This is a genomic window from Bartonella sp. AP150HLJHH, assembly GCF_042196385.1.
GTDB lineage: Bacteria > Pseudomonadota > Alphaproteobacteria > Rhizobiales > Rhizobiaceae > Bartonella.
In genome coordinates, this window is record NZ_JBHIQC010000009.1 from 67,979 (window position 1) to 82,372 (window position 14,394).

Sequence of the window (14,394 nt, forward strand, 5' to 3'; positions counted from 1 at the left end):
AGGATAGCAATACCTATATTGATGGTCAATTGCGACATGTAAATTGAAGGTCAAGATGGTTATAACTGTTATAGAACAGAGTATTTTACAAATTAAAATTTTGGAGTTTATGCGATGGCTGGTAGCCTTAATAAAGTTATTTTAATTGGTAATCTTGGTGCGGATCCTGAAATCCGCCGTTTGAATTCTGGTGATCAAGTGGCAAATCTGCGTATTGCTACTTCAGAAAGTTGGCGCGATCGGAATACAAATGAGCGAAAAGAACGCACTGAGTGGCATAGTATTGTTATTTTTAATGAAAACCTTGTCAAAGTTGCAGAGCAATATTTAAAAAAGGGGAGCAAAATTTATATTGAGGGGCAGTTACAGACACGAAAATGGCAAGATCAAAATGGAAATGACCGTTATACGACAGAGGTTGTTTTGCAAAAATACCGTGGTGAATTACAAATGCTTGATGGGCGCGGAGCAGCGGGTGGAGAGCAGGGAGCAAGTCAAGGGGGGAGTTACAGTGGTGACTTTGCTAATAGTAGTTCAAATCAAAGAAATACTTTTGGTCAAAATAATAACCAATTAGGAGAAAGTTTTTCACACAAATTAGATGATGATGTTCCTTTTTAAGAGGCTTTAAAGTTGCAGTATTATGATTGCTTTATGGTTTGTTTGTTTTAGATTTTTGAAGTTTAGCAAAGTGAAAGTTGTTAATTATTATTGGTAATTTAAAATATAAATTAATAACATCTTGAAAAATATTGTTAAATTTCTTTTTTGTTATGGGAGAGAAATTAGCATTTTTGTGTATTTTTCGATATAAACCGATATAAATAAAGTGAAATGATTCTTTTTTGAAAGTTTTTAAATTGTGACCGATCTTACTCCACACCCAGAACGTGATGTGCTGACCGGTATTGAACCAATCAGTATTATTGATGAAATGCAACGCTCCTATCTCGATTATGCGATGAGCGTGATTGTTTCACGTGCACTCCCTGATGTCCGTGATGGTCTTAAGCCTGTTCATCGACGTATCCTTCATGCTATGAATGAGATGGGGCTTTCTTTCAATAAGTCGTATCGTAAATCTGCTGGTGTTGTTGGTGAGGTTATGGGGAAATTTCATCCCCATGGTGATGCTTCAATTTACGATGCATTAGTGCGTATGGCGCAGGACTTTTCTTTAAGAAATCCATTAATTGATGGTCAGGGAAATTTTGGTTCCGTTGATGGTGATCCACCCGCGGCTATGCGCTATACTGAGTGTCGTTTAGAAAAAGTTTCAGAAGAACTTTTAGCTGATATTGATAAAGATACTGTTGATTTTCAGGATAATTACGATGGGCGTGAGCGTGAACCGGTTGTCTTGCCAGCGCGTTTTCCCAATCTTTTGGTTAATGGGTCAGGGGGGATTGCTGTGGGAATGGCAACCAATATTCCTCCCCATAATCTTGGTGAAGTCGTTGATGGTTGTATCGCTTTGATTGATAATCCCGATATCACACTCGATAAAATAATTGAAATTATTCCTGGTCCGGATTTTCCTACAGGGGGTATTATCCTTGGCCACTCTGGTGTCCGTTCAGCTTATGAAACAGGGCGGGGTTCAATTATTATGCGTGCTAAAGTTGATATTGAAGAAATTCGTAGTGGTCGGCAGGCAATTATTGTGAGTGAGATCCCTTATCAAGTTAATAAGGCCACAATGATTGAGAAGATGGCCGAATTGGTGCGCGATAAACGCATTGAGGGAATCTCTGATTTGCGTGACGAATCTGATCGTGATGGATATCGGGTTGTTATTGAGCTGAAGAAAGATGTTGTTGCGGAAATTGTTTTAAACCAATTATATCGGTATACGCCGCTACAAACTTCCTTTGGTTGTAATATGGTTGCTTTGAATGGGGGAAAACCCGAACAGATGACGTTGCTTGATATGCTTCGTGCATTTGTTTCTTTTCGGGAAGAAGTTGTCAGTCGGCGAACAAAATATCTTTTGCGTAAAGCGCGTGAGCGAGCACATGTTTTGGTTGGCCTTGCCCTTGCTGTTGCCAATATTGATGAAATTATAGCGCTTATTCGCAAAGCTCCTGATCCACAGACAGCACGTACACAATTAATGGAGCGACGCTGGCCAGCGATGGATGTCGCGCCTTTGATTAAACTTATTGATGATCCTCGTCATATTATTCATGAGGATGGTACTTATAATCTCTCTGAAGAACAGGCGCGTGCTATTTTAGAATTGCGTTTGCAACGATTGACAGCCCTTGGACGTGATGAAATCGCTGATGAATTGAATAAAATTGGTGTGGATATCGCTGACTATCTTGAGATCTTGGCATCACGCGTACGCATTATGTCTATTGTTAAGGATGAGTTGAGTGCTCTTCGTGAGGAATTTGCAACACCGCGACGTACCGTATTTGGTTTTGGTAGCGCTGAGATGGAGAGTGAAGATCTGATCGCACCAGAGGATATGGTGGTAACGGTAAGCCATAGTGGCTATATTAAGCGTGTGCCTCTTAATACCTATCGTGCACAGCGACGTGGTGGTAAGGGGCGTTCTGGTATGTCCACGAAGGATGAGGATTTTGTAACGCGGTTGTTTGTTGCTAATACGCATACTCCGGTTCTTTTCTTTTCATCACGTGGGATTGTTTATAAGGAAAAAGTTTGGCGACTGCCGCTGGGGACACCCCAATCGCGTGGGCGGGCTTTGATCAATATGCTTCCCTTACAACAAGGTGAGCGCATTACAACAATTATGCCTTTGCCTGAAGATGAAGCAAGCTGGAGCGCATTGGATGTCATGTTTGCGACAACACGTGGAACTGTACGTCGTAATAAGTTGTCAGATTTTGTTCAGGTTAACCGTAATGGTAAAATTGCAATGAAACTTGATGAGGAAGATGAAATTCTTTCTGTCGAAACTTGTACAGAACATCACGATGTCGTTCTAACAACAGCGAATGGACAGTGTATCCGTTTTCCAGTTGTTGATGTTCGGGTCTTTGCTGGGCGTAATTCTGTGGGAGTTCGTGGTATCAATTTAGCTAAAGGCGATAAAGTCATTTCGATGACAATTTTAGAGCATGTCGAGGCGACGTCCATTGAGCGTTCTGCTTATATTAAACGTGTAATGAATGAACGGCGTGCTTCTGGTGCAGATGCTGATGTTGAAGATATTGTCATTCTGGATGATGAAGATGGGGGTGCTGAAACAGAGTTAACAGATGAACGTTATGCAGAACTTCATGCACGTGAACAAATGCTTTTGACAGTGAGTGAGTTTGGTTATGGTAAACGTTCTTCTTCCTATGAGTTCCGGATTTCGGGACGTGGCGGAAAGGGGATTCGCGCAACAGATCCATCTAAAACAGCTGAAATTGGTAAATTAGTAGCGGCTTTTCCGGTGAAGGCGCAAGATCAAATTATGTTGGTATCAGATGGGGGGCAGCTTATTCGTGTCCCTGTTGAGGGAATTCGTACTGCTGGGCGCTCAACTAAGGGAGTCACAATTTTTAATACAGCCAAAGGTGAAAGAGTCGTATCGGTTGAACGTATTTCTGAACCTGAAGATGATACGAGTTCATTAGATGATGAAGGTGAGAAGCATTCTGATACAGTTGATATGAGCGAAGAAAAATAATTTTTAAGAGGAAGGAGTAAAGTCATGAAAATTGCTCTTTACGCGGGTTCTTTTGATCCTCTTACAAATGGTCATCTTGATGTTTTGAAAGGGTGTTTTGTGTTAGCTGATAAGGTGGTCGTCGCTATAGGGATACAGGCTGACAAAAAAACACTCTTTAGCTTCGAAGAGCGTGTTGATTTCATTACGCAGGTAGGGAAAGACTTTTTCGGTGCAGATTCTAATCGATTGCAGGTTCTTTCATTTAATAACCTTCTCATTGAGAAGGCACGTGAAGTTGGTGCTTCATTTCTCGTTCGTGGATTGCGTGATGGTACTGATCTTGATTATGAAATGCAAATGGCAGGAATGAATGGTGTTATGGCTCCTGAATTGCAAACTGTTTTTTTGCCGGCAAGTGTTTCTGGGCGTGCGATAACGTCTACATTGGTACGTCAAATTGCCTCTATGGGAGGTGATGTGACACCATTTGTACCGCCCAATGTTGCACAAGCTTTAAGCTCGAAATACCAATCTTTTAGGGGAGAATAAGTGTGTCTCGTAGAATTTTTGCTGTTTTGATATGTGTGTTTTGTTTTTTTTCATTGTCCGCTGTCGCTGGTAATCCTAGACCAGCAAGCGATGCAAGCCTTCTTGTTTTATCTCTCAAAGATGGTGATGTCATTATTCGTCTGCGTCCTGATTTGGCGCCAAAGCATGTTGCGCAAATCAAAAGATTAACAGAGGAGGGGGCCTATAATAATGTTGTGTTTCATCGCGTTATTCCTAATTTCATGGCACAAACTGGTGATGTAGAATTTGGAAAAAAAGGCAGTAGAGATTTTGATCTGAAACGCGTTGGTATGGGTGGCTCAAATTATCCCAATATACCGGCAGAGTTTTCAAAACAGCCGTTTAAGCGTGGTACAGTTGGGATGGCACGATCACAAGATCCGGATTCCGCGAATTCTCAATTCTTCATTTGTTTTGATGATGCTGCTTTTTTAAACGGTCAGTATACGGTTGTTGGAGAGGTTATAAAGGGGATGGATGTTGTTGATAAAATAAAAAAAGGTACGACAAGTAATAATGGATCTGTAAAAAATCCTGATGTTATTAATGCTGCTATTTTACAAGTTGAGAAATGAATCAAGGGAGCTTTCCATATGGCTGAGAATAAAAATCCAGAGAATACTTTAATTCTTGAAACAACAAAGGGCAGAGTTGTTATTGAGCTTTTTGCTGATTTGGCACCTTGTCATGTTGCACGTATTAAAGAACTGGTACGGGAAGGTGCTTATGATAATGTTATTTTCCATCGCGTTATTGATGGTTTTATGGCGCAAACAGGGGATGTGCAATTTGGAAAGAAGGATAGTGAAAAATTCAATTTATCACGTGCTGGTATGGGGGGGGCAGAAAAACCAAATTTAACAGCAGAGTTTTCAAATCTTTCTCATAAGCGTGGTACAGTTTCTATGGCACGGAGTCAGAATCCAAATTCTGCTAACTCTCAGTTTTTTATTTGTTTTGCAGATGCTCCGTGGCTTGATCGTCAATATTCCATATGGGGGCAGGTTGTTGAAGGTATGGAAAATGTTGATAAAATTAAACGTGGTGAACCTGTTGCAGATCCAGATTCAATTACCAAAGCCATTATTGCTGCGGATGTAGAATAGTATAAACTATACTGATTTCAATTGTAAGTTTCTAAGAAAAAATACTCTTTTCTGATCAATAAAGGCACACGAAACTCTTTTGTAGTATCACGCTTACCTTTTATAATTTCGAGCTAAGCATTGTCCATATATTTTCTTCAATCGGATCTTCCTGAAGAATATAACGCAACGGATTTGTACAAACACCTGTCAGAATAAGAAAACGCAAAGTCTGTTGTATTATGGTTGTTGTTTGGCAAAGTGTTTTATAAAAAATTCGGCATTTCTCTTCAATCCATTGTCGGTCTTAATGGTTTTATGATGTTACTTTCTTAAGAGAGCGTGTGCTTTTGTTTCTGCTCGTAAATCAACATCCAATCCTAATGCAGAAGCATGTTTGAAACACATATTAAGACGGATAAGAGCTTTACTCGCTCATCCAGTTTTCTTAGCAAGGTGGAAAACCAGCATTTATATATATATTGGCGTAATCTTTAAAATAAGAAGACAGTTTAATCTTAGAAGAATATAATAAAGGCGCAGAAGTGAAATAAATGGCTAGTCTTGCCATCTCCTTTTTAATTCAACTTTACTTTTTTAAGTATCTAACGCAATATCTTTTAAATAATGAAGATTATGTATGGACTTACGCTTTTATTTTTCTCGTTTTTTTATAGAGGAACGCTCCAAACAGAATACACTTGTGTTGCATATTTACGTGTTTTTTTAAGAAGCATTTCTCAGTACATATCAACATTCACTTCCACGATGACATTCATGGCATGTATAGTTTTAAAGCTATAAATAGTATAAAATATTATGCACCACCATCTTTAAAGCTTGTGAAGGAGCAAACGGGTACCATCATACGCTTTTTCAGCCTCCAATGTTACGATAGAGCTTTGGTATTTGAGAATCTTTACAAAAAGCATTTTTAGTTTTTTAAAGTATTTTTATTTACACGTTAATTTCTTTTGTGAATTATCTCTAATGCCAAGAGCTATCTCAATATTGTGAGTGGATAAATGATTATGCTCATTTGCGCTTTTATTAAGCGTGAGGATCGCTGTGCCCAGTAGATGAAAAATTTTTATCTGTAAAAGTTAAAGAATATGTAAGCTGTACAATGCGTTCAAAATTTTCTTCTATGGGTACAAAGTTACTGCTTATGGAAGTATGTGAAGATGAAATTATTGTGATAATAATTTTGCAGTTCTGTTAAGGATAAGCGTAGGTATTTTGAGGTATGGTATTACAAGGATTTTACTATTTTTTGGGAGCTAGATTATCACTTTTATTATGGTGGTTTCTTAACAAGAAATGTTCTTTTATCTCGTTTAATTTTTGATGCTGATTACAATATTGAGCGAATCAAAAATTAATTCATAAAGCTTTTGACAATGCTCGTAAGGGGATATCTTTTTTCTTTCTATAGAGATATGCATTGATGGAATCAAAAAGACGAGAGTTATGATAAAGACATTTCATTATAGAAAAATTGCTCAAGATGGGTATGCACGTCGAGGCGAAATTATAACGGGGCGAGGATGTGTTCGTACACCCGCATTTATGCCTGTTGGGACGGCAGGAACCGTTAAGGCTATGTATATGGATCAAATTCGTGATCTTGGTGCAGATATCATTTTGGGGAATACTTATCATTTAATGTTACGTCCAGGAGCTGAACGTGTTGCGCGTTTAGGAGGATTACATGAATTTTCACGCTGGAGCGGACCTATTTTAACCGATTCTGGTGGCTTTCAGGTTATGTCATTGGCGGGAATCCGTAAAATTACTGAACAAGGTGTGATTTTTCGTTCTTACATTAATGGAGCCTACTATGAAATGAGTCCAGAGCGTTCTATCGAAATTCAAGAACTTCTTGGTGCGGATATCCAGATGCAGTTGGATCAATGTATTGCATTACCCGCAACTGAAAAAGAAATGGAAGAAGCTATGGAACTTTCATTGCGGTGGGCGCTGCGTTGTAAAACAGCTTTTGGAGATCAGCCAGATAAAGCATTGTTTGGGATTGTTCAAGGTGGTGATAATATGAAACTGCGTGAACGTTCTGCTCAAGCATTAAAAGAAATAGATTTAAAAGGTTATGCTATTGGAGGGCTTGCTGTTGGTGAGCCGCAGAGTGTTATGACAGCAGTATTGGATACTACTTGTCCGATTTTACCAGAGGATAAACCACGCTATCTTATGGGAGTAGGGACACCTGATGATATTTTACAAAGTGTTGCTCGTGGTGTTGATATGTTTGATTGTGTTATGCCGACGCGTGCAGGACGTCATGGTTTAGCTTTTACCCGCTTTGGTAGAATTAATTTGCGTAATGCGCGTTATGCAGAAGATCCACTTTCTCTTGATCCACAGTCACTTTGTCCAGCAGCACATGATTATAGTTGTGCTTATTTGCATCATTTGATTAAATCTGGTGAATCTCTTGGGGGGATGTTGTTGACGTGGAATAATCTTTTTTATTATCAACAACTTATGCAGGGAATTCGTGATGCCATTGAGGAAGGCTGTTATGCCGATTTTTGCGCTGAAACGCGTGCTCTATGGGCACAAGGACGCTAAAATATTAATCGTAATATAGCACCTCATTTTTTTATTGAATTTATTCTCGCACTTACAAATTTAGCTAAAAATATGAAATTAGAAACATCTTCCAAAATTATAAAATTCCACTATCTTAAGATATAACAGTGCGGTTTTATAGGGTACATATTCTTTTCTAATTACTATATAAAACAGAAACTGTTACTCCGGTACGCGCTACCTGATCCGGAGAAAAACAGTTTTTCTGTTTCTGATGACTGTTTACAGCAACAATGTTAATGAGGCGTTAGCGAACTCTTAAAGAAGTATGAAAATTGTACTTTTATGAGCTACTTTGTGTTTTTTATTACTAAAGGTAAAGAATGGATTATATACAATCGAACAGATAAATTTTTAGAAAAATTAAAATAAAACTAAAATAAAATTACAACATTTAAAATGTTATAATTTTATTTTTTAAGTTTTTATATATAAATTTAAATATTAATCACGGTAATTGTCATATTTATAAAATATAAATAAATATACTTATACAAAATTTATTATATTTGTTTTTTGCTTTGTTTATAGAATTTATCTGAAAATAATCATAATATATTTACGTGAATATTTTAATTTACAGATAGTGAGTTAGATATTTGATGCGATTCCTCTGTTAGATGAGGGAGGGGTAAAGATGTCTAAAAGAGGGTATTTAATAAATCTAGAAACCAAGCACTATTATCATGAGAATTTTTAAAAGACTCTATAATAATTTATAAGAATGGCCTAAAGTTGAAATTATAGCTTATCGATTTGGGGGATCTGTATTCAGGTAGCAAAATAAAGCAACAATAATTTTGGGGGAGAAGTTTTATCTTTGTATCAAGATAATGATGAGATATTATTCACTTGTTTGAAATGCATTCTTCGGCAAATTTTAGAATTATTTATAGGGTATAGTATACCGTTGTAAATAAAGTTTTCACTGTAAATTTCAACGGCTGAAAAGAGGAGACAAAGTTTATTATCTGGTAGATCTGATAGAAATAGGTGAATACGTCTATGATCTTGAGGTTTTCAAAGATTTTCCATTAAAGAATCTTACTTAAAACTCCATAAAATGCTTTATATATCAAAATATTTCTAAAACTTTATTGGGGACTATTGGGCATGCGTATAACAATGTTTTGAATTTTTATTTGTGTGTATTACAGATATTTACAGTTAAAACTCCTATTCAGAAGTGATGATATGAGGGATTCTTATCAACAAAAGGTTCTTGTATTGGGAATTGATTCGAGAATACGACGTTTAATAATTTTAGCTCTTGCCGTGGGCAGTTTTGCTATTGGTACTGCAGAGTTTGTTGCAATGGGGCTACTGCCAGAGATGGCACGAAGTTCCTATGTTGATATTCCTACCGCTGGTCAATATATTTCTGCTTATGCATTAGGAGTTGTGATTGGAGCACCTCTTTTAGCTGTGGCAACAGCTCAGGTATCACGCAAAACTGTTTTGATAGGCTTGATGCTTTTTTATGCCTTAGCAAATATTGCTAGTGCCTTTGTTTCTGATTTTAGCATATTAGTAGTATTACGCTTTCTCAGTGGACTTCCTCATGGAATCTATTTTGGACTTGCGGCTATGGTTGCCTCTTCAATGGTAGAAATGAAAGAACGTTCTAAAGCTGTTGGATATGTTATGCTTGGCTTAACAATTGCAACCGTTTTGGGAGCACCCAGTGCTACTTGGATTGGTCAACTTATTGGTTGGCAGATTGCTTTTGTCCTTGTGGGGATGATCGCTTTATTATGTTGTTTGCTTGTTTGGAATTTTTTTCCTTGTGATTCAAGTTTTCCAAAAACGAATCCTTTGCAAGAAATGGGTGTATTAAAGCAAAAGCAGGTGTGGCTTCTTTTGTTGATGGTGTCGGTGGGAGCGTCAGGATTATTTTCTGTTTTCACTTATATCAAGCCAACATTAATGCATATTTCTGGTGTTTCACTTGAGTGGGTACCATTTATTATGCCGTTAGTTGGATTGGGAATGGTGATAGGAAATCTCTTGGGGCCTAAATTAGCTGTTAAAATTGGCATTTCACCGATGATATTTTTCTCTATGCTTTGGAGCGTATTTGTTTTTTTTCTTTTTTTCTTTTTATCCTATGCTCCGTTAACAGCGGCAATAGGATGCTTTTTTGTTGGAACTTCTTTTGCTGCTATGCCTTCTATACAAACAAAAATTATGGATGTTGCACTACAGGGACAGATTTTGGCAGGAGCATTAATGCAGTCTGCTTTTAATATTGCCAACGCTCTTGGTGCTGAATCTGGAGCATTAGTTTTAAAATTGGGCTATAGTTATGAATATACAGCTGTTTTAGGAAGTGTTCTAACTTTGTGTGGATTAATGGTTTTTTGCATCTCATGGTATATGGAGAAGCATGCTTAATATTTTTCATTTTTTTAATGAAGAAGGAATTTTTATATTTATTTTTAGTTATTGGAATGTCCTGTTGGGTTTTTCAATATGAAGTAAGAAATGCGCAGTGCTAATGGAATAGCAAGACAAAATAAAAGACCCATGAGCACTATAAGAAGAGTTTTTGCTGCTAAGATCATTCCTATTGTTCCTCCAGGATTAAAGAGGCCTGCAAGATTGGTGATGACTCCTGCTAGAGTTGCACTTAAGGCTGCTGAAAATAGTTGTACAGAGGTAAGGGATTCACTGGCACGGAGAGCATCTTCATCATTTGCACATTGTAAGATCCTTGTGAGCAAATGTGGCCATGCTATGCCCGCACTGATTCCAATAGAAAACAGTGCTAAGCAAATAATAAAAATATATTCAAGCGCGGAAACTTCTGTTGGGATGAGCCATAAAAGAATCATTATGCCTAACAGTTTTAATAGGGGCGAGTATACAATGATGTTGCGAATTTTTTTTGTGGAGACACCAGCACTTGAGATGGCTCCACATGTCCACCCTATGCTCATAAGTGCTGCTATATAACCAGCAACAAGTGGAGCTTGCCCATGAAGCTCTTGAAGAAAAAGTGGAAAATAAAGTTCTATACTGTATACGACTGTTGTCATAACAAGTATCAATGCGTAAACAGAAAAGATTTCAGAAGAGAAAGAAAAGGATTTGCGGGGCAACATAGGATGAGGGGTAGATGATTCGATTTTTGCTAGAACAAAGAGAAGACTAAGTCCGATAACTAATCCGCAAATTTTTGCTATTGTAGACTCCATAGCCCCTCCAACAGAAATAATAAAAATCAATAAGGAGAGTGTGAAAAGCTGGAGAAGAGGAAGAGGGGGTGTTGGAACATCGTTTTCATTCTTTTTTGGTAAAAATTTAAAGGCGATGAGTGAGAAAAATATAGCTAATACGCCAATGATCAAAAAGGATGCTCGCCATAGCCCATAATATACAGAAAGCCCCCCGATTGCTGGTCCTAACAAGGTTGATATTCCCCACATTCCAGAGATAATACTTAATGCATGTGACCATAAAGATGGGCTGAAAACAATCCGTACCATGGAATAGGATAGGGATAACAAAGAACCACTTCCAAATCCTTGGATAAAGCGTCCTATTAAAAACAATGGCATAGATGAAGAAATGCTGCACATAAAAGTGCCTAGGGTGAAGATAAGTCCAGAAATAACATACGCATTGCGAGGACCTAATTTCCCTAATATTTTTGTTGCAAGTGAAGTACCCACGAGTGAAGCTGTAATAAAGACAGTAGCCACCCAAGAATAATATATTTCACTGCCAATATGATTCATAAGAGAGGGTAAAATAGTAATAACAATATAAACGTTGGTGGCGTGTAACACAACTCCACCTGTAAACGTTAAAAAGCAAAGACCATTTTTACCCAATAAAAGCGCAGACCAGCCCTGTTTTTTCACTGTTTTTTGCTATTTAATAAAAATCTATCCTCTTTTTACTTATAAGGTACTTCTTTGAATTTGCCAAGAGAAATTCAAAGCTCTGTTTAGAGCTTTGAATTTTAATTTAAGTAATAACTTAACTGCCCATTGCTTTTTTGAGATTCTCATCAATTTTATCGAGGAAACCTGTTGTAGAAAGCCACTTTTGTTTAGGCCCAATCAAAAGTGCGAGATCTTTGGTCATAAAACCTTCTTCGACGGTTTTAATACAAACTTCTTCCAATGTCGTGGAAAAGTTTTTTAACTTCTCATTGTTATCTAGTTTAGCACGGTGCGCTAGTCCACGCGTCCATGCAAAAATAGATGCAATAGAGTTCGTTGATGTTTCTTCATTCTTTTGATGTTGACGATAATGGCGTGTTACGGTGCCGTGTGCTGCCTCTGCTTCAACAATTTTGCCGTCAGGTGTCATGAGAACAGAAGTCATGAGACCCAGAGAACCAAAGCCTTGGGCAACAATATCAGATTGGACATCACCATCATAGTTTTTACATGCCCATACGTATCCACCTGACCACTTTAATGCAGAAGCAACCATATCATCAATAAGACGGTGTTCGTAATATAATTTACGGTTTTCAAATTCAGTTTTAAATTCCGTATCGAATATTTCTTGAAAGATATCTTTAAAACGACCATCGTAAGTTTTTAGAATGGTATTTTTTGTTGAAAGATAAACTGGAACATTCCGTTGTAGTCCATAATTAAAGGATGCGCGGGCAAAATCACGAATTGACTCATCAAGGTTATACATAGCCATGGCAACCCCTGCGCTTGGAGCATCAAAAACATCATGTTCAATAACTTGATTGTCATCACCTACAAATTTAATACTTAATTTCCCTTTGCCTGGAAATTTAAAATCTGTTGCCTTGTATTGATCGCCAAAAGCGTGACGTCCGATAATAATTGGCTTTGTCCAGTTAGGAATAAGGCGAGGGACATTTTTACAGATAATGGGTTCGCGAAAAATGACTCCTCCTAAAATATTGCGGATTGTACCATTAGGTGATTTCCACATTTTTTTTAGGTTAAATTCTTTAACGCGTGCCTCATCAGGTGTAATGGTTGCGCATTTTATACCAACCCCATATTTTTTGATAGCATTGGCAGAATCTATAGTTACCTGATCATTGGTTGCATCACGATTTTCGACGGAAAGATCATAATATTTTAGATCAATGTCGAGGTAGGGATGGATTAATTTATCTTTGATATATTTCCAGATGATGCGGGTCATCTCATCCCCATCAAGTTCAACAACGGGGTTTTCTACTTTGATCTTTACCATTAGAAATCCTTTTTCTTTTAAGCAATACTACTTGTATAACACTTTCAAGTTTATAATGAAAAGTAAAAACAAGGGAAAAAAGCATTCAAATATGAGCTTTTAGAATATATTATCAATAGAGTGTAAAATTTTGGTGGAGGGTTTAATCTTTGAAAAGAAGTGATGTGTTGCAAATCTATAATTATTCTATGATTGATGAAGAATCTGTTTAATGGATAAGGTAGTTAGATCACCGGGGGACAGGGATTGTGCATTTTTATTATCAGAGATTCCATTTAATAAGTTGATCGTATTCTGAATTATAGTTTCTTGATTTTTTGTGTTAGGTGAATAAGAAACTATTTTTATATTGCTATTCCAATTCTAAGATTATGGTCTGTTTGTTTATAAAAAGTTTAATGTGATAACAAAGGCACTGTAATTAGAAATGCTTCATATAAAATGCGTTTGGGATAAACTTCAGTTTTGAAGGTTGGAAAAAACGTATAAATGATGCGGCTGGTTTTAATTTAAAAATTAACAGCAGACGCGAAAATATGACTTATAAATTACCGTATCGCGAGCTAGAATCTTCTAATTCTTATGTTTTATCGATTCTTATTGTTATTAACTGTGTGCTGTAAAGCACTATCCTCGAAATGCAACAAAGAAATTAGTTACCTAATGATTCTTGTATCCTTTTTACGAAGAGATACCTTTTAAAATCTTATTCCCTCATTTTTATTTATGCATTCCTCATTTTTAAAAACACAAATAAAATGAATATATTACACATATAAAAAAGAAACATGGTACGCCCAAGGGGCGGGTATAGAGTAAATAAAATCAAAGAATTATATAGAATATAAGGGAATTAATGAATTTTGATTCTATTACGTTTTTTTGTCTCTGCCCCTAACTTTTTTGGAGCTTTTTTATAGCTTCAAGAGCTAGTCTTTTACGATCTGCACTCTTTGTATAAAGGGATGCCATCTGATCTTCTGTCCAGCCAAAAATTGCTTTGAGTTGTGATACTGTTGCTCCAGAATTAGCTGCACGTGTTGCGGCTAATTTTCTTAATCCATGCGCCGATTTTTTAATGCCAGCCGCATTACAAGCGTCTCTAAATCCATTCCCAAAGCTTTCTTTGGTGAATTTTTGATTCACTTTACTACAGATAAATGTTTCTTCTCCAATAGGACCAGTTTCAAGCGTTTTAGCTAATTCCGGTAAAATGGGAAGAAAAACATCTGTTTGGAATTTACTTTTCTCTGTTTTGAGATGAATAATATTGTCTTTGACATCTTTCCAGCCAATGCGTAC

10 protein-coding genes are annotated in these 14,394 nt (G+C 37.0%); 7 read left to right on the forward strand and 3 right to left on the reverse strand.

Features of this window, described 5'->3' with window-relative positions:
- The first annotated feature begins 114 nt into the window (after window positions 1-114).
- The 7 genes from ssb to ACFING_RS05525 all read left to right on the forward strand — a co-directional run bounded on the left by ssb (window position 115) and on the right by ACFING_RS05525 (window position 10,287).
- Window positions 115-621: a single-stranded DNA-binding protein gene (ssb, locus tag ACFING_RS05495; protein WP_375606669.1), complete on the forward strand. Its 507-nt coding sequence runs from the start codon at window positions 115-117 to the stop codon at window positions 619-621.
- A gap of 241 nt (window positions 622-862) precedes the next feature.
- Entirely contained in the window at window positions 863-3,646 is a 2,784-nt protein-coding gene (gene gyrA / locus ACFING_RS05500) for a DNA gyrase subunit A (protein WP_375630130.1), read from the forward strand.
- Window positions 3,647-3,670: 24 nt separating this feature from the next.
- Window positions 3,671-4,177, forward strand: coding sequence for a pantetheine-phosphate adenylyltransferase (coaD, locus tag ACFING_RS05505; RefSeq protein ID WP_375630131.1), 507 nt, complete (start codon window positions 3,671-3,673; stop codon window positions 4,175-4,177).
- 2 nt (window positions 4,178-4,179) lie between these two features.
- Window positions 4,180-4,773 carry a peptidylprolyl isomerase gene (locus ACFING_RS05510; protein ID WP_375630132.1) on the forward strand — a complete coding sequence of 198 codons (594 nt, stop codon included), beginning with the start codon at window positions 4,180-4,182 and terminating at the stop codon, window positions 4,771-4,773.
- A gap of 18 nt (window positions 4,774-4,791) precedes the next feature.
- Window positions 4,792-5,304 (forward strand): peptidylprolyl isomerase, encoded by a 513-nt coding sequence (locus ACFING_RS05515; protein ID WP_375611520.1) that lies wholly within the window; start codon window positions 4,792-4,794, stop codon window positions 5,302-5,304.
- A gap of 1,449 nt (window positions 5,305-6,753) precedes the next feature.
- Window positions 6,754-7,872 (forward strand): tRNA guanosine(34) transglycosylase Tgt, encoded by a 1,119-nt coding sequence (tgt, locus tag ACFING_RS05520; RefSeq protein ID WP_375630133.1) that lies wholly within the window; start codon window positions 6,754-6,756, stop codon window positions 7,870-7,872.
- 1,215 nt (window positions 7,873-9,087) lie between these two features.
- Window positions 9,088-10,287: an MFS transporter gene (locus ACFING_RS05525; protein ID WP_375630134.1), complete on the forward strand. Its 1,200-nt coding sequence runs from the start codon at window positions 9,088-9,090 to the stop codon at window positions 10,285-10,287.
- 44 nt (window positions 10,288-10,331) lie between these two features.
- On the opposite strand, the gene ACFING_RS05530 is transcribed toward ACFING_RS05525, so the two are convergent.
- The 3 genes from ACFING_RS05530 to ACFING_RS05540 form a co-directional block, all read right to left on the reverse strand.
- Window positions 10,332-11,759, reverse strand: coding sequence for an MFS transporter (locus ACFING_RS05530; RefSeq protein WP_375630135.1), 1,428 nt, complete (start codon window positions 11,757-11,759; stop codon window positions 10,332-10,334).
- A 118-nt stretch (window positions 11,760-11,877) separates the two neighbouring features.
- Complete coding sequence (locus ACFING_RS05535) at window positions 11,878-13,092, reverse strand: NADP-dependent isocitrate dehydrogenase (protein WP_375621398.1); 1,215 nt, start codon at window positions 13,090-13,092, stop codon at window positions 11,878-11,880.
- A gap of 894 nt (window positions 13,093-13,986) precedes the next feature.
- Window positions 13,987-14,394: tyrosine-type recombinase/integrase (locus ACFING_RS05540; protein ID WP_375630136.1), on the reverse strand; the 408-nt coding region annotated here is incomplete at its 5' end.